The sequence below is a fragment of the Xylophilus rhododendri genome (genome assembly GCF_009906855.1).
GTDB lineage: Bacteria > Pseudomonadota > Gammaproteobacteria > Burkholderiales > Burkholderiaceae_C > Xylophilus > Xylophilus rhododendri.
Window position 1 is genome coordinate 1,953,966 of the sequence record NZ_CP047650.1, and the last position, 16,212, is coordinate 1,970,177.

Below are 16,212 nucleotides of genomic sequence, written 5' to 3' on the forward strand. Positions count from 1 at the left end.
TTTTCAGCCATGGACACCACCACGATGCCTTCCCGACTTTCATCGAAACCCAAACACTCGTTCTTGCCCCCGGCCGAGCCTGAAATGGATGCGGCCCTCGCAGCCGAGATTCAGGCGCTGTCGATCCAGCTGGGCGCGGAAGTGCGGCGGCTGCGCGGCGAGCGGGGCATGACGCAGGCGGCCCTGGCCTCGGCCGCCGGGCTGGATCCGAACTACATCGGCATGGTGGAGCGGGCCGAGCGGCGCATCACGCTCTATAACGCCTGGCGGATTGCCGGCGGGCTGGGGATTTCGCTGGCGGACCTGACCGGTGCCTTGCCGGTTCGCGGGGCTGCCGGGCGGGCTTGAGGGCTCCGTCCCGGCCCCTGCCCTACTCCTGCGCCGCCGCCATGGCCTGGGCCCAGATGCGGCGCGGCACATGGCCCTTGAGGCGCTCGACCATCAGGTCGGCCACGCGTTTATCCACGCCATGGCCCAGCCGGGGCAGCACGTCGGCGGTGACGTCGCCGTCCAGCGCCACCAGGCGCTCGGCGGCGTCCACCGCGTGCTGGTAGGCGATCACGCCATCCTGATCGCCGTGGATGAAATGCAGGGTGGTCTCGGCGGGCGCCCGCTCGGGCAGTGCGGCGAAGCGGCCGGACAGGGACACCACCCGCCCGGCCAGCAGGCCGGCCGATTCCAGCAGGCTGGCCTCCAGCGCCATGATGGCGCCCTGCGAGAAGCCGACCAGCGCGGTGCGCTCCGGGCCGGCGCCGGTCAGTTCCTGGAAGCTGCGCACGGTGGCGACGAAACGGTCCATGGTCGCGGCGATGCGGGCGGCGCGGTTGGCCTCGGTCACGCCCTGCACCGAGAACCACTGGCGGCCGGCGCCGAAGTCCGATGCGTCGGGCGCGGCCACGCTGATGACGGCGGCCTGCGGGAATTCGGCGGCCAGGCGTTCGCCCAGCGGCGCCAGGTTCTCGGGCGTGCTGCCCACGCCGTGGAAAAGAAGAAACAGCTGGGCGGCTGCTTGCTGCGGCAGCTGCACGACGACATGCTCAGACATGGGCACTCTCCAGAATCGCGGCCGGCTCGGTGGCCGGCGGCATGGCACCAAAGACATAGGACTCCATCGCCAGCACCCCATGCGCGAAACCGCCATCGAGCACCTGGATTTCGCCCCCTTCATCGGATGCACCATACGCCACCAGTAGCGGCAGGAAATGCTCGGCCGTGGGATGGGCCCTCTGCGCCGAGGGGGCAATCTCCAGGGTGCGCAGCAGCCGGGCGGCGTCGTGGGCGCGCACCGCCTCGCGCACCCAGTTGACGAATTCGCGGGCATAGGCCGGCTCGGCGCTGTCGCCCGAGCGGAATTCGTAGAGGTTGTGGGTGAGGCTGCCGGAGCCGACGATGAGCACGCCCTCCCCCGCCAGCGGCGCCAGGCTGCGGCCGAGGCGCCAGGCGCCTTGCGCATCGAGCTGTGCCGGCATGGAGACCTGGAAGACCGGCACCGAGGCATCGGGATAGAGGTAGCGCAGGGGCACCCAGGCACCGTGGTCCAGGCCGCGGCCGGGGTCCGCCGCAGTGGGCCAGCCGGCGGCCTGCAGCAGGGCGAGGGTGCGCTGCGCGATCTCCGGCGCGCCCGGGGCCGGGTACTGCAGCTGGTAGAGGGCCGGTGGAAAGCCGCCGAAATCGTGCACGGTCTCGGGCCGGTCCACCGTGCCGACACGGACGTTGTGGGTGGTCCAGTGCGGCGAGACGACCAGCACCGCGCGTGGACGCGGCAAGCTGGCGCCGAGCGCGCTCAGCTGCGGGCCGGACAGGCCGGGGGCCAGGGCGAAGGTGGGTGCGCCGTGGGAGACGAAGAGTGTGGGGAGTCGGGTCATGATGTCCCCGACTCTATTGGCCATGGCGCATTGAATAAACTGGCATTCAGTGAATCAATAGTTCCTCATATCGGAACAAAAGCCATGGACAAGTTCCTGGAGATGAAGACCTTCGCCGCCGTGGTGGACGGCGGCAGCTTCGTGAAGGCGGCCGACACGCTGGGCCTGTCCAAGGCCGCGGTGTCGCGCCATGTGGGCGAGCTGGAGGCGCGGCTGGGCGTGCGGCTGCTGCACCGCACACCCGCAAGCTCTCGCTCACCGAGGAGGGCGATGTCTTCCATGTGCGCTGCAAGGAGCTGCTGGCCAGCGTGGAAGAGGCCGAGGCCGAGATCAGCGCCCGCAGCGGCGAGGCCAGCGGCCGGCTGCGGCTGACGGCGCCGGTGAGTTTCGGCGTGCAGCACCTGGCGCCGGTGTGGGCGCGTTTTCGCGACCGCCATCCGCGGGTGACGCTGGACCTGACGCTGTCCGACCGGGTGATGGACATCGTCGACGAGGGCTTCGACCTGGGCATCCGCATCGCCCGCCTGCCCAGCTCCAGCCTGATCAGCCGGCGCCTCACCGAGACCCGCATGGTGCTCTGCGCCGCGCCGGCCTACCTGGCGCGCGCCGGCACGCCGCGGCATCCCGGGGAACTGGCCGACCATGCCGTGCTGGCCTACAGCTACTGGGCCGGCGGCGACGAATGGAGCTTCGACGGGCCGCAGGGACCGGTCTCGGTGACCACCCGCCCGGGCATCCGCACCAACAACGGCGACACCTGCCGGGCCGTCGCCCTGCAGGGCCAGGGCGTGATCCTGCAGCCCACCTTCCTGGTCGGCGCCGACCTGGCCTCGGGCGCGCTGGTGGAGCTGATGCCGCAGTACCGCGCGGGCGCGCTCGGCATCTACGCGGTGTATGCCAGCCGCAAGCATCTGGCGCCCCGGCTGCGCCTGTTGATCGACCTGCTGGCCGAATGGTTCGGCGAGCCGCGCTGGCCGGACGGCGCCGCTACGCCGGCTGCGGCAAGGCCAGCGCCCGGCGTACCCGCTCGACCAGCACGGCGCTGTCGAAAGGCTTGAGGATCAGCTGCATGCCCGCGCCCAGGAAGGTGTTCTTGTGGGCGGCGCCCTCGGCATAGCCGGTCATGAGGATGACGGCGATGCCGGGGATGTTCTCGCGCGCCAGGTCGGCCACCTGCCGGCCGTTGGGGCCGGGCAGGCCGACGTCGGTCAGCAGCAGGTCGAAGTCACGTTCGGTCTCCAGCAGGGTCATGGCCTCGTGGCCGGTGCTGGCCTCGCGGATCTCGCAGCCTTCCTCGCGCAGCAGCTCGACGGCGAAGCGGCGCACGGCCTCCTCGTCCTCCACCACCAGCACGCGCCGGCGAAACGGGTCGCGCGGCGGCGCCGCCGGTGCCTGCAGGCCGTCGGCCGCACGCGCCACCGGTGCGCGCGGAAAGAACATGGCCACGCGGCTGCCCTGGCCGAGGGCGCTGTCGATGGCGGCCATGCCGCCGGACTGCCGGGTGTAGCCGTACACCATGGACAGCCCCAGCCCCGTGCCCTGCCCGATCGGCTTGGTGGTGAAGAAGGGATCGAAGGCGCGCTCGATCACGTCCGGCGCCATGCCGGAGCCGGTGTCGCCCACGGCCACGCAGACGTATTCGCCCGGCCGCAGGCCGGCCAAAGCGCCGCGCGGCCGGGTCTCGGGCGCGACATTGCGGGCGCTCACGGTGAGGGTGCCGCCGGAGGGCATGGCATCGCGTGCGTTGATGGCCAGGTTGAGCACCGCGTTCTCGAACTGGTTCACGTCGGTGACCACCGGCCACAGGGCGGCCGGCAGGTCCAGCGCCAGGGCGATGCGCGGGCCGCAGATGTTGCGCAGCATCGGCTCCAGGTCGGCCAGCGCGCTGCCCAGGTCGGCGGTGCGCGAATCCAGCGGCTGGCGGCGGGCGAAGGCCAGCAGGCGCTGGGTGAGGCCGGCGGCGCGCTTGGCCGCGGCCATGGCGGCGTCCAGGTAGTTCTGCAGGCCGGCCTCGGCGGCCGGGCCCAGGCGCTTCTGCAGGATCTGCAGCGGCAGCACGATGCCCTGCAGCAGGTTGTTGAAGTCGTGCGCGATGCCGCCGGTGAGCTGGCCCAGCGATTCCATCTTCTGCGCCTGGCGCAGCTGCTCCTCCAGCTGGCGGCGGGCGGTGGTCTCCACGCTCACGCCGGTGCAGCGTTCGGGCCGCTGGGCGGCGCCGACGTAGGTGTGGCCGCGCGACAGCACCCAGCGCAGCTGGCCGTCGGGATGGCGGATGCGGTATTCCAGCTCCAGGTCGGCATCGCCCGCCACGCCGCCGGGCAGCGCGGCCTGCAGCCGGGGCAGGTCGTCGGGATGGACATGGGCGAAGAAGGCGGCGCCGCTCACGCCGCGCGCGCCCTCGGCAACGTCGATGCCATAGAGCGCGGCGATGGCCGCGTCGCAGACGATGCGGTCGGCCAGGATGTCGTAGGTCCAGACACCAACGCCGCCGCTGGCGCTCAGGGCCAGGCGGATGAAGTCCTCCGACTCGCGCAGCGCCCGGGTGCGTTCGGCCACCTGCTGCTCCAGCGTGCGGGCCAGCGCCTGCAGGCTCTGCTCGGAGCGGCGGCGTTCGATGGCATGGCGCACCCGCTCGACGGCGTCGCGGGCGAAGGAGACCTCGGCGCAGGCCCAGTCGCGCGGCTGGCGGTCGTGGATGAAGAAGGCGCCGGTGAGGCGGCTGCCGTCCATCGCCGGCAGCACCAGCTGCGCGCGGATGCCGGCGGCCTCCATCACCCCGGCGATGGCGGTGAACTCCGGATGCAGGCGCACATCGGCCACCACCACGCCCCGTCCCTGGCGCAGCAGGCCGGCCATGTAGGCGTGTTCGTCGATGCGGTGGGTGCCGGTGATGCTGGGCAGGGCGTCCGGCCCGGGCCGGGACCAGTCGTCGGCCACGGTGAAGCTCAGGGCATCGGCCGACAGGGTGCCGAAGCCGACCCGGTCGGCCTGCAGTTCCGCGGCCAGGGTCTCGATGCCGGCGTGGATCAGGGCGGCGGTGTCGGCGCCCCCGCGCAGCCTTTCGGCGAAAGCGACGAGGGCGTCGTCCCAACGGTGGATATCGTCTTGCGGAAGTTGGATAGACGGCACTTAGATGGGTCAATCGCTGGGATCAAGCCGCCATTCTGCCGTTGCAAAAGCCCGTCGATGTGGTTTTCCCGCCGTCTTGCACGCACTATTTGGACGCGCGATCAGCGGGCCGAGGCGGCACCCGGCCAGAGCCGTACCGCCAGCGCGCCGGCCGCGGCCGCCGTGGCCAGCGCGGTGACCCCCATCCAGCCGTAGCCGGCCAGGGCCAGGCTGCCCAGCGCGGAGCCGGCCGCCATGCCGACGAACACCCCCACGAAGAGCACCGCGTTGAGCCGGCTGCGGGCGGCGGGCTCGATGCCGAAGACGATGGTCTGGTGCGCGATCAGCGTGGCCTGGATGCCCAGGTCGAAGCCGATGGCGCTGGCCACGATCAGCCACAGCCTTGCATGCGGCGCGATCCAGGGCGAAAGCGCCATGGCGGCGAAGGACAGCATGGTGACCGCCGCGCCCAGCCGCGTGACCAGTTCCGGCCCGCGCCGGTCGGCCAGCCGGCCGGCCAGCGGCGCCGCCAGCGCTCCGGCCGCGCCGGCCAGGCCGAAGGCGCCGGCCGCCGCGCTGCCCAGGTGGAAGGGCTCGCCGTGCAGCATCACCGCCAGGGTGGACCAGAAGGCGCTGAAGGCCACCGACAGCAGGCCCTGGGCCAGCGCGGCCCGGCGCAGCGCGCCGTGGCGCACGAAGAGCGCGCCGAGCGAGGCCATCAGCGCGCTGTAGCCCAGTGCGGTCGTCGGCTTGAAGCGCGGCAGGCCGCGCCAGGCGGCCACGCCCACCAGGGCGATGGCGACGGCCGCCGCCACGAACATGCTGCGCCAGCCGAAATGCTCGGCCACGAAACCGCTCACCACCCGCGACAGCAGGATGCCCATCAGCAGCCCGGTCATCACCGTGCCCACCACCTTGCCGCGGCTGGCCTCGGGCGCCAGGGTGGCGGCCGCCGGCACGATGTCCTGCGCCAGCGTGGCCGACAGGCCGATCGCCAGGCTCGCCGCCAGCAGCACGCCGATGGAGGGCGCGGCGCCGGCCAGCAGCAGCGCGGCGCAGAGGATGGCGGCCTTGAGCATGATGATGCTGCGCCGGTCGTAGCGGTCGCCCAGCGGCGCCAGCAGCAGCAGGCCGAAGGCATAGCCGAGCTGGGTGAGCGTGGGCACCAGGCCGACCATGCGGTCGCTCACGCCGATGGCCGGGCCGAGCACGCCCAGCATCGGCTGGCTGTAATAGAGCGAGGCCACCGACAGGCCGGCGCTGGCGGCCAGCAGGAAGATCAGCGCCGGGGACAGCGCCGAGGCGGGCCGGCCGGGCCCGGCTGCATGCGCGGCTTGAATGGAAGACATCGTGTTTACCCTTGGTCTATCTGGATTGGGATGGAGTGTCTTCAGTTAAAGGCCGGCTTGGTAGTGGCCTGAAGAGCAAGTCCGCTATACGCCCGGCGCATAAAGTAAGCTCTTTGCCGCCATGACACCCACGCCCCGACCGTCCGCACCGGCCTCCGCCGACCGCATCGAGCTGATGTCCACCTTCGTGCGTATCGTCGAATCCGGCAGCCTCTCGGCCGCCGCCGCGCAGATGGGCACCACCCAGCCCACCGTGAGCCGCCGCCTGCAGGCGCTGGAAAAGCAGCTGGGCCTGCGCCTGATCAAGCGCTCCACCCACGCCATGACGCTGACCGAGGACGGCCAGCGCTGCTTCGACGGCGCGCGCGAGCTGCTGGCCAGCTGGCAGGCCTTCGAGGCCGACCTGCGTGGCGCCGGCGACGAGCCCGAGGGCACGCTGCGGGTGGTGGCGCCGCATGCCTTCGGCCAGTCGCAGCTGATCGGGCCGGTGGGCGAATACCTGGCGCGTTATCCGCGGGTGTCGGTGGAATGGCTGCTGCACGACCGCACGCCGGATTTCGTGGCCGACGGCATCGACTGCGCCATCCAGGTCGGCGAGGTGAGCGATCCGAACGTGGTCGCCATCGCCGTGGCGGAGATCCCGCGCATCGTGGTCGCCGCACCGCAGCTGCTGCAGGGCCGCGCGCAGATCGCGCACCCCTCGGAGCTGGCCGCCCTGCCCTGGCTGGCGCTGCGCAGCTTCTACCGCACCGAGATGTCGCTGGTGCATGCGCGCAGCGGCGAGCAGAGCCGCATCGGCTTCAAGCCGCGGCTGAGCACCGACAGCCTCTATGCCTTGCGCAGCGCGGCGCTGCTGGGCATCGGCGTGGGCGTGGGATCGGCCTGGTTGCTGCGGGACGACCTGGCCTCGGGCCGGCTGGTGCAGCTGCTGCCGGACTGGCTGGCGGCGCCGCTGCCGATGTACCTGGTCTATCCGCATGCGCGTTTCTATCCGGCGCGGCTGCGGCGGTTCCTGGAGGTCATCCGCGAGGCGGCGCCGGCCGCCGTGCGCGGCGCGCTCTGGCACGCCTGAGACGGTGCGGGCTACAGGCCCAGGTCGGAGAGGCTGGCGTGGTCGTCCGGCCGGCGGCCCAGCGGCCAGTGGAACAGGCGATCAGACTCGGCGATCGGCAGGTCGTTGATGCTGGCGAAGCGCCGCTGCATCAAGCCCTGTTCGTTGAACTCCCAGTTCTCGTTGCCGTAGCTGCGGAACCAGGCGCCGGCCGCGTCGTGCCATTCGTAGGCGAAACGCACGGCGATGCGGTTGCCGGTGAAGGCCCAGAGTTCCTTGATGAGGCGGTAATCCAGCTCGCGCTGCCACTTTCGGGTGAGGAAACCGTGCACCTCGGCGCGGCCGACCGGGAACTCGGCCCGGTTGCGCCAGCGGGTGTCCTCGGTATAGACCTGCACCACCCGGTCGGGGTCGCGCGAGTTCCAGGCGTCCTCGGCCATGCGGGTCTTCTGCGCGGCGGTTTCGGCGGTGAACGGGGGCAGGGGCGGCTTGGTTTCCATGAAAGCTCCGGAGGGTTGGGCGAGGCCTGGACAGTTCTGTCTGCCCGCACGATAGCCGAGGGCCCATCCGCCGATCAAAGCACTGGAGAAGAAGAACTAACGCCCACGGGGCCGAAAGCTGGAAAGATGGCCGCCTCGTTCTTCGAGGCTCCAGCATGACCCAGCCCGCGCTCTTCCAGGACACGCCGACCGTCACCGTTCGCGACAACCGGGGCCTGACGGTCAGGACCGTCGAATACAACCGAGTCAGGGTGGAGGACGCCCGGCAGGCCTGCATCACCCGAGCCATCTTCAACCGCAGGGGGCAGCTGGTGGAGACGCTGGACCCGAGGCTTTGCGCACGACGGGAACAGTGCGAAACCGTCACGCCGAACCTGGCCTACGGCCTGAGCCTGTCCGGACAGGCCATCCGTGTGGAGAGCGTGGATGCGGGCACCCAGGTCGTCCTGGCAGACATCCGGCAAGCGCCGCTGCTCGGCGTGGATGCACGCATGGCCAGGACACGGACCGAATACGACGCCTGGGGCCGCCCGGCCGCGGTTTTCCAGGCGCTGGCCGACACGGCCGAACGTTGCACCGAACGCTTCGAATACGGCATGGATCCGCGCCGCAACAACTGCGGGCTGCTGATCCGGCACGACGATGGTGCCGGCAGTTTGCAGAACGATGATTTCAGCATCGGCGGCCAGGCCAAAACCCAAACACGCCGCCTGCTCCAGACCCTGAAAAAGGCGTCTTCCACCATCGATTGGCCAGCCGGGGAAAATGCTCGCGATTTATTGCTGGGCCCGCAGGCCTTTGAAACCCGCTGGCAGTTCGATGCACTGGCGGAGCTGGTGGAGCAAACGGACGCCAAAGGCCATCGGCAGGTTTTTTCGCACGATCTCCAAGGCCGGCTGTCCGGAGTTTCCTTGCAGATCCAGGGCGGACCCACCCAGATTCTGGCCGACCAGATCGTCTACAACGCGGCCGGCCAGCTCATTCGGGAACGGGCGGCTAATGGCGTCGTCACCGAATCGATTTTCGATGCACGCAGCCAGCGGCTGAGCGAGCTGAAATCCACGCGGGGCCGGGAAATCCTGCAGCACCTGCGCCACGAATACGACCCCGCAGGCAATATCGTGCGGATAGAGGATCTGGCGCAGGACAGCAGCCATCACGACAACAGCCGGATAGATCCGATATCGACCTATCGATACGATGCGATTTACCAGTTGATAGAGGCCACAGGCCGGGAAAACCTGAAAACCGGCCAGGACGACAGCCTGCTGCAGAACTATCGCCGCCACTGGTCTTACGACGCGGCTGGAAATCTGTTGAAAATGGTGCACGCAGCGGCATCCGGTTCCTTCACGCAGGAAATGGAAATCGCCTCGAACGCCAACCGTTCGATGATCAAAAGCGCGGGGATGACCCTCGCCGACGCCTTCGATGCGCACGGAAACCTGTTGGTATTGAATCCCGGCCAGATGCTGAACTGGAACGCATCGAACCAGCTGGAGCATGTATCGACCGTCCGGCGGGACGATGCGGAGGATGACGGCGAGTATTACGCCTACGGCGCCGATCGCCAGCGCGTCTGCAAGTCCCACCATTACAAGGTTCGCGGCGGCTCCCGGGAAGACCGGATCATCTACCTGCCGGGCATTGAATTGCGCACCGGCGCGGCAGAAGAACTGCAGGTCATCAAGATTCACACCGGCGGGCAGCAGATACAGGTGCTGCATTGGACGTCCGCGCCACCGCAAGGCGTTGCCAACGACCAGATTCGGTACAGCCTGGGCGATCACCTGGGATCGAGCCGGCTCGAACTGGACCAGCAGGCACGGATCATCAGCCGCGAAGAATATTATCCATTCGGCGCAACAGCGGTATCGACCGCACGTTCGGCCACCGAAGCGCAATACAAGTTCCTGCGTTATTCGGGCAAGGAACGGGATGCCACCGGGCTTTACGACTACGGATTCCGGTATTACGCCCCCTGGCTGATGCGGTGGACCAACCCCGACCCGGCAGGCGCCGCGGGCGGCCTCAACCTCTACCGGATGGTCCGCAATAATCCGCTCACCCTGGTCGACGGGAATGGATTGGCGCCCGCACCGATACCCAAGAATATCTTCCAGATATGGATCGGGCCCAAACTCATCCATCCCACCAATATGTACAAGATCAGGAAGGTCGGCGCCACCAACCCGGATTATCGGCACACCGTCCTGGTGGACAGCCGAATCCCCAACAGCGCCGCCGCGATCCAGAACCTGCAGGAAAAGCTTTCCCCTGCGGGCATACGGGTGCAGGACATTTCCCAAATGGACTGGCCCTCCGGCTTCAGAGCGCGCGACCTGTACGACGCCAGCGTCCGGGATTCGAAATACGCGCAGGCCGCCGATGTGCTGAGATACAACATCATCTATGAGCACGGCGGCGTGTATGTGGATGCCGACGACAACGCGGACACCGATCTGCCCTTCGGCGACATCGCGCCGGAGTTGGGCATCGCCACCGGAGGATGGGTGACCGTACCCGAAAGCCACCCCGTGGAAGTGGCGATGGCCAATACCGGATTCGGCGCGCAGCCGCACCACGAGGTACTGGAAACCGTGCTGGGCATGGCCGAGGAAAGATTTGCCGAAAGCCTGCGGGTGGCGGGCACCCGGCAGGAGGGCCATGTGTTTCACATGAGCGGCCCCTTCGTCTTCACCGAAGCCTTGCGCCGGTTCAACCGGGCGCAGATCGAAAGAGACCATCGCTCGGCCCTGCATACGGCGCGTTGGCGCGAAGCAGGCAGTGTGCGCGGCTTCCTGACACGGGTGGCGACGGGGGTGCGGGCCAGGCTGAACCTCCAGACGGAGCGCCCCGCTTCCTACGTCACACGAGACACCAGCAACTTCTACGCCCTGTACGGCAGGGTGAATTTCGGCAGCGACCACTCCTGGGCACGCGCCGGCAAGAAGGGGCGTTGATGCAGGCCGCTCTCTACCGGGACACACCTTCGGTCCGCGTCCGCGACAACCGCGGACTGACCGTTCGCCAGGTCGAATACAACCGCGCCGGCACGGAGGACGACAGGCAGGTCCTCATCACGCAATCGGTTTTCGACCGCAGGGGCCAGCTGGCCGCGACCTGGGATCCGAGACTGTCCGCGCGCCGCATGCGGGGAGAAACCGTCGCGCCCAATCTGGCTTTCAGGCGCATGCTGTCCGGCCAGGCGATCCGGGTGGACAGTGTGGATGCGGGCACCCAGGTCGAATTGAGCCATATCGCGCAAGGCGTGCTGCTCCGCGTGGATGCCAGAAAGACCCGTGTCCGCACCGAATATGACGCACTCGGCCGCCCGACCGCGATTTTTCACACGGCGGCAGGCCTTGCCGAGCGCCGCATGGAACACATCGAATATGGCGCGGACCCACGGCAGAACAATTGCGGCCAGGTGATCCGGCACGACGACGGAGCAGGCAGCCTGGAGACGGGAATTTTCACCATCACCGGGCATCCCTTGAAGCAGGCCAGGCGATTGCCGAAGGCGCTGGATCCGGCCGCGAGCATGCCTTATGAAACGCGGTATCTGTACGACGCATTGGGACATGTCGTCGAGCAAACGGATGCCATGGGTCATCAGCGGATTTTTTCGCACGACCTGCAGGGCCGCCTGTCCGCAGTGGCACTGAGCCTGCGGGGCGGCCCGTCCCGGACCTTGGTCGATCGCATCGTTTATGACGCGACGGGTCGGCCATGCCGCGAGCATGCGGGCAATGGCGTGGTCACCGAATCGATTCACGACCCGTGCAGCGGGCGGCTCGTCCGCCTGAAATCCACACGCGGCCAGGAGGTGCTGCAGGATTTTGTCTATCGCCATGACCCGGTCGGCAATATCGTGCGGATCGAGGATATGGCGCAGCACAGCCGCCACCATGACAACAGCAGGATCGATCCGGTATTCACCTACCGTCATGACGCGCTCTACCAGTTGATCGAAGCCACGGGCAGGGAAAGCCTGCAGGCCGGCGCGGATGACGGCCTCTTGCGCAACTACCGGCGCAACTGGTTCTACGATGCAGCGGGAAACCTGACGAAGATGGTGCACACCGCAGGCGCGGGCTCTTTCACCCAGGAGATGGATATCGGTCCCGGCTCCAACCGTTCCATCCTCCGGCAAACCGGCATGCATCTGGCCGACGCATTCGACCCCAATGGCAATCCCTTGCTATCGGGTCCGGGACAAGCGCTGCACTGGAATTCCTTCAACCAGCTGGACCATGTTTGCACGGTCGAACGCGAGCAGGGGGAAGACGACAGGGAGTCTTATTTTTACGGCGGCGATCGCCAACGTGTCTGCAAACTCCGCAGCCGCCAGTCACCTGCGCTGCGGCATGAGGAACGCACGATCTACCTGCCCGGTATCGAGCTGAGAAAAAATGCTTCGGAAGAATTGCAGGTCATCAAGGTGCAGGCAGGCGCGCACCATGTGCAGGTGCTGCATTGGGTGACGGCAGCGCCCGCCGGAATCGACAGGGACCAGATCCGCTACAGCCTGCGCGACCATCCGGGATCGAGCCAGCTGGAGACGAATCAGGAGGGGCGGATCTTGAGCCGCGAGGAATACTATCCCTTCGGCGGCACCTCGGTTTTCACCGCGCGCTCGGCCATCGAGGCCAAATACAAATTCGTGCGGTATTCAGGCAAGGAGCGGGACGCCACCGGCCTTTACGATTTTGGTTTCCGGTATTACGCCCCTTGGCTGATGCGATGGTTGAGCCCGGATCCCGGCGGCACCATCGATGGCCTGAACCTCTACCGGATGGTCAGGAACAATCCCCTCCGGTTCCGCGACGGAAATGGCTTGCAGCCCGACGCGATCGAGTCCGAGGCCACCGCTTCGCTGGCGACGCCGGAAGTGGGATTCTCGATCACCGATCTTTATCGGGCCGACCGGGGCGACCTGGTCTACGGTGTGGCCCAGGAGCGGGCGAAATACAACCGGGCGATTTTCCCGGCGTTCAGGCTGGATGCCCGCGACCATCCGCCGCTGGTGATCGATGTCTACAACAACGCGGTGACCGGCTCCATCTCGGAGGCCAATGCGCAGACGATCGGCGATTATTTCGACGACCCGCGAACACTGGCACGCAAGCTGCGCGTTCCGCAGAATTACCAGGAACTGGCCATGAACACCCGCAGAGGGCCGCATACCTTTCTGTGGGACAAGTATTTCGGAATCGGCGAACGCAACCGCAAATTCAACATACCCGCGCTGTACCGTGAAACCGCCAGGCATTACGGTTCGGATGAATATCACGCCCTGCATGTGGGCTTCGGCAATTCCGGCGTGGCGCCCAAGCTGCTGTGGAAACGCGGCAGCAAGCTGGGGATCGAAATCACCGCGAGCGAGGACAGTCCCAACCACCTGCACTTCATCCTCGATGGGATCGGCATGGAGGACGTGGTCCGCAAATCGGGCGGCAACCGCCAGGGCAGTTCCATCACCGCCTCAGAACTGAGGTATGTGTTCCGCAACCGCCAAAGACTGGGCGACAAGGTCCACTTCTACCGCGGCGGCGAAGAGGTGAACGCACCGTGGGCCGACGATCCCCGGCTCTGGGCGGAGTACCAGCCGCGACACCAGGGCGGCCGCAAAGCGGCACGGACGGGAGCGAGATCGCCGTCCGTTTTCTCCTGCCTGTTCAGGACACGCTGATTCAGCGCCTGCCCGCCTCGGCCAGTTCGAGCGCCAGACGGTTGTGGCGCTCCACCAGGGGCTCCAGTTCCACCGTGGTGAACCGGCCCTGGCGCACCACGACCCGGCCGTTGACCACCGTGTAGGCCGCGGGCGCGCTGGCGCACAGCAGCAGCGAACCCACCGGGTCGTGCACCGCGCCGCCAGCGAAACCCAGGCTGGACAGGTTGAACAGGGCCAGGTCGGCGCAGTAGCCGGGCGCGATCTGGCCGATGTCGTGGGACCGTCCCAGCACCCTGGCGCCGCCGCGGGTTGCCAGGGCCAGGGCATCGCGGGCCGTCATCTCGGCCGGGCCCCGGTCGCAGCCGAAGGGCTCGAGAGCGCGGCCGACTCGGGCCAGCAACATGGCCTGCCGCGCCTCGCCCAGCAGGTGGGCGCCGTCGTTGCTGGCGCTGCCGTCCACGCCCAGGCCGACCGGCACGCCGGCATCGAGTATGCGGCGCACCGGCGCGATGCCCGAGGCCAGGCGCATGTTGCTGCAGGGGCAGTGGGCCACGCCGGTGCCGCTGCGGGCGAAGAGGCCTATGCCGGCGGCATCGAGCTTCACGCAGTGTGCATGCCAGACATCCGCGCCCAGCCAGCCGAGCGACTCGGCGTATTCGGCCGGCGTGGCGCCGAACTTCTCGCGGCTGTAGGCGATGTCGTGGTCGTTCTCGGCCAGGTGGGTGTGCAGGCGCACGCCGTAGGCGCGGGCGAGTTCGGCGCTGTCGCGCATCAGCTCGCGGCTGACGCTGAAGGGCGAGCAGGGCGCGACCGCCACCTGGGTCATGGCGCCGTGGGCGGCGTCGTGCCAGGTTTCGATCAGACGGCGGGTGTCGTGCAGGATGGCGTCCTCGCGCTCCACCACCGCATCCGGCGGCAGGCCGCCCTGGCTCTGTCCCACACTCATGCTGCCGCGCGAGGCGGTGAAACGCATGCCGATCTCCCGCGCGGCCTCGATGCTGTCGTCCAGCCGCACGCCGTTGGGATAGAGGTAGAGATGGTCGCTGCTGGTGGTGCAGCCCGACAGCAGCAGTTCGGCCATCGCCACCTGGGTGGACACCCGCACCATCTCGGGCGTGAGCCCGGCCCAGATCGGATAGAGGCCGCGCAGCCAGGAGAACAGCTCGGCATCCTGCACCGCCGGAATCGCCCGGGTGAGCGACTGGTACATGTGATGATGGGTGTTGACCAGGCCGGGTACCACCAGGTGGCCGCGTGCGTCGATCACCTCGTCGGCCATCAGCGGCATCGCATCGGCCGCGCCGATCTGCTCGATGGTGTGGCCGCGCACCAGGATGGAGGCGTTGCGCAGCTCGGTGCCCGCGTCGTCCTGCGTGGCGATGCAGGCGGCGTTGCGGATCAGCAGGGTCTTCATAGGGCGATGCTGGCGCCGGACTGGAACCAGCGGCCGATCAGGGCGCGCTCGGCATCGGTGATGCCGGTGGCGTTGTTCAGCGGCATGGTCTTCATCACCACCGCCTGCTGGTAGACCGCGTCGGCGTGCTGCTTCAGGCCCTCGGGCGAATCCAGGCGCACGTTCTTCATCTGCATGGTGGCGCCGTGGCACATGTAGCAGCGTTGCTCCAGCACGGCCTTGACCTGGGCGTAGCCGGCCGGTGCGGCGGCTTCCTGCGCGGACAGCGGCGCCACCGGCGCCGGCCGCAGCCACCAGATGACGGCGGCGATCACCGCCACGCCCACCAGCGCATAGGCCACCGGATGCCGGTTGCGACCCAGCTTGTAGCCATGGCGCAGCACGAAGAACTGGCGGATCGCCGCGCCCGCGAACATCATCAGGATCAGCACCAGCCAGTTCTGCGGATGGCCGTAGGTGAAGCTGTAGTGGTTGGACAGCATCGCGAAGATCACCGGCAGCGTGAAGTAGGTGTTGTGCACGCTGCGCTGCTTGCCGCGCTGGCCGTGGATCGGGTCCACGGGACGTCCGGCCTTGATGGACGCCATCACCTGCTTCTGGCCGGGGATGATCCAGAAGAAGACATTGGCGCTCATGGTGGTGGCCAGCATCGCGCCCACCAGCAGGAAGGCCGCCCGGCCGGCGAACCAGTGGCAGGCCAGCCAGGAGGCGATGCACACCAGCACCAGCAGGATGGCGCCCACGATGGCATCGCCATTCTTGCGTTTGCCGAAGGTCTGGCAGACGAAGTCGTAGAGCATCCAGAACACCACCAGGAAGGACAGCGCCACGGCGACGGCCGCGCCCGGCTGCCAGTCCATCAGCGACTTATCGACCAGGTAGGTGCCGGCGTTCCAGAGATAGCTCACGGTGAACAGCGAGAAGCCGCTCAGCCAGGTGCTGTAGCTCTCCCAGAAGAACCAGTGCAGGTGCTTGGGCAACGCGGGCGGCTGCACCTGGTACTTCACCGGGTGGTAGAAACCGCCGCCATGCACCGCCCAGAGTTCGCCGGTGGCGCCCTCGCCGCGCAGCTTTTCCTCCTCGGGGGTGGTGAGGCTGCTGTCGAGAAAGACGAAGTAGAAGGACGACCCCACCCAGGCGATCGCGGTGATGACGTGGACCCAGCGCAGCAGCAGGTTGGCCCAGTCGAGAAGATAGCTTTCCATCGGTCCTGACCTTGAACTGCTCACCACTGCGGGCGCTCTGAGC

General features: G+C 68.1%; 13 protein-coding genes. 6 read left to right on the plus strand and 7 right to left on the minus strand.

What is annotated here, in order from left to right; genetic code table 11:
- The first annotated feature begins 9 nt into the window (after positions 1-9).
- Positions 10-348: a helix-turn-helix domain-containing protein gene (locus GT347_RS08960; protein ID WP_229722805.1), complete on the plus strand. Its 339-nt coding sequence runs from the start codon at positions 10-12 to the stop codon at positions 346-348.
- A gap of 22 nt (positions 349-370) precedes the next feature.
- Here GT347_RS08960 and ypfH read toward each other — a convergent pair whose 3' ends face one another.
- Together ypfH and GT347_RS08970 are read right to left on the minus strand one after the other, a co-directional pair.
- Complete coding sequence (ypfH, locus tag GT347_RS08965) at positions 371-1,045, minus strand: esterase (protein ID WP_160551627.1); 675 nt, start codon at positions 1,043-1,045, stop codon at positions 371-373.
- Positions 1,038-1,865, minus strand: coding sequence for a dioxygenase family protein (locus tag GT347_RS08970; protein WP_160551628.1), 828 nt, complete (start codon positions 1,863-1,865; stop codon positions 1,038-1,040). Before GT347_RS08970 ends, ypfH begins: the two co-directional genes overlap by 8 nt.
- Positions 1,866-1,949: 84 nt before the next feature.
- On the opposite strand from GT347_RS08970, the gene GT347_RS27935 reads away from it, so the two are divergent.
- Together GT347_RS27935 and GT347_RS08975 are read left to right on the plus strand one after the other, a co-directional pair.
- The gene (locus GT347_RS27935; protein ID WP_326830393.1) at positions 1,950-2,237 is read left to right on the plus strand and encodes a helix-turn-helix domain-containing protein; all 288 of its coding nucleotides are present in this window, start codon (positions 1,950-1,952) and stop codon (positions 2,235-2,237) included.
- Positions 2,147-2,923, plus strand: a complete 777-nt coding sequence (locus GT347_RS08975) for a substrate binding domain-containing protein (protein ID WP_326830394.1) — start codon at positions 2,147-2,149, stop codon at positions 2,921-2,923. Before GT347_RS27935 ends, GT347_RS08975 begins: the two co-directional genes overlap by 91 nt.
- On the opposite strand, the gene GT347_RS08980 is transcribed toward GT347_RS08975, so the two are convergent.
- Both GT347_RS08980 and GT347_RS08985 read right to left on the minus strand, forming a co-directional pair.
- Positions 2,853-4,994 (minus strand): response regulator, encoded by a 2,142-nt coding sequence (locus GT347_RS08980; RefSeq protein ID WP_160551629.1) that lies wholly within the window; start codon positions 4,992-4,994, stop codon positions 2,853-2,855. The genes GT347_RS08975 and GT347_RS08980 overlap by 71 nt on opposite strands.
- A 101-nt stretch (positions 4,995-5,095) precedes the next feature.
- Positions 5,096-6,322: an MFS transporter gene (locus GT347_RS08985; protein WP_160551630.1), complete on the minus strand. Its 1,227-nt coding sequence runs from the start codon at positions 6,320-6,322 to the stop codon at positions 5,096-5,098.
- A 121-nt stretch (positions 6,323-6,443) separates the two neighbouring features.
- On the opposite strand from GT347_RS08985, the gene GT347_RS08990 reads away from it, so the two are divergent.
- A complete protein-coding gene (locus GT347_RS08990; protein ID WP_229722806.1) occupies positions 6,444-7,394 on the plus strand; it encodes a LysR family transcriptional regulator in 951 nt (316 codons plus the stop codon).
- 11 nt (positions 7,395-7,405) lie between these two features.
- Here the strand turns inward: GT347_RS08990 and GT347_RS08995 are convergent, their stop codons facing one another.
- A complete protein-coding gene (locus GT347_RS08995; RefSeq protein ID WP_160551631.1) occupies positions 7,406-7,873 on the minus strand; it encodes a nuclear transport factor 2 family protein in 468 nt (155 codons plus the stop codon).
- 155 nt (positions 7,874-8,028) lie between these two features.
- On the opposite strand from GT347_RS08995, the gene GT347_RS09000 reads away from it, so the two are divergent.
- Positions 8,029-10,836, plus strand: a complete 2,808-nt coding sequence (locus GT347_RS09000) for an RHS repeat-associated core domain-containing protein (RefSeq protein ID WP_160551632.1) — start codon at positions 8,029-8,031, stop codon at positions 10,834-10,836.
- Positions 10,836-13,568, plus strand: a complete 2,733-nt coding sequence (locus GT347_RS09005) for an RHS repeat-associated core domain-containing protein (RefSeq protein WP_160551633.1) — start codon at positions 10,836-10,838, stop codon at positions 13,566-13,568. The genes GT347_RS09000 and GT347_RS09005 overlap by 1 nt, the downstream gene beginning before the upstream one ends.
- 1 nt (position 13,569) lies before the next feature.
- Here the strand turns inward: GT347_RS09005 and GT347_RS09010 are convergent, their stop codons facing one another.
- Together GT347_RS09010 and GT347_RS09015 are read right to left on the minus strand one after the other, a co-directional pair.
- Positions 13,570-14,964, minus strand: coding sequence for an 8-oxoguanine deaminase (locus tag GT347_RS09010; protein WP_160551634.1), 1,395 nt, complete (start codon positions 14,962-14,964; stop codon positions 13,570-13,572).
- Positions 14,961-16,169 carry a urate hydroxylase PuuD gene (locus tag GT347_RS09015; protein WP_160551635.1) on the minus strand — a complete coding sequence of 403 codons (1,209 nt, stop codon included), beginning with the start codon at positions 16,167-16,169 and terminating at the stop codon, positions 14,961-14,963. Before GT347_RS09015 ends, GT347_RS09010 begins: the two co-directional genes overlap by 4 nt.
- Between the last annotated feature and the right edge of the window lie 43 nt (positions 16,170-16,212).

Excerpts from the sequence above, each read along its gene's own strand:
- GT347_RS09015 (WP_160551635.1), bottom strand. The coding sequence starts at position 16,169 with ATGGAAAGCTATCTTCTCGACTGGGCCAACCTGCTGCTGCGCTGGGTC.
- ypfH (WP_160551627.1), bottom strand. The coding sequence starts at position 1,045 with ATGTCTGAGCATGTCGTCGTGCAGCTGCCGCAGCAAGCAGCCGCCCAG.
- GT347_RS08985 (WP_160551630.1), bottom strand. The coding sequence starts at position 6,322 with ATGTCTTCCATTCAAGCCGCGCATGCAGCCGGGCCCGGCCGGCCCGCC.
- GT347_RS08995 (WP_160551631.1), bottom strand. The coding sequence starts at position 7,873 with ATGGAAACCAAGCCGCCCCTGCCCCCGTTCACCGCCGAAACCGCCGCG.
- GT347_RS08990 (WP_229722806.1), top strand. The coding sequence starts at position 6,444 with ATGACACCCACGCCCCGACCGTCCGCACCGGCCTCCGCCGACCGCATC.
- GT347_RS08960 (WP_229722805.1), top strand. The coding sequence starts at position 10 with ATGGACACCACCACGATGCCTTCCCGACTTTCATCGAAACCCAAACAC.
- GT347_RS27935 (WP_326830393.1), top strand. The coding sequence starts at position 1,950 with ATGGACAAGTTCCTGGAGATGAAGACCTTCGCCGCCGTGGTGGACGGC.
- GT347_RS09010 (WP_160551634.1), bottom strand. The coding sequence starts at position 14,964 with ATGAAGACCCTGCTGATCCGCAACGCCGCCTGCATCGCCACGCAGGAC.
- GT347_RS09005 (WP_160551633.1), top strand. The coding sequence starts at position 10,836 with ATGCAGGCCGCTCTCTACCGGGACACACCTTCGGTCCGCGTCCGCGAC.
- GT347_RS08970 (WP_160551628.1), bottom strand. The coding sequence starts at position 1,865 with ATGACCCGACTCCCCACACTCTTCGTCTCCCACGGCGCACCCACCTTC.
- GT347_RS09000 (WP_160551632.1), top strand. The coding sequence starts at position 8,029 with ATGACCCAGCCCGCGCTCTTCCAGGACACGCCGACCGTCACCGTTCGC.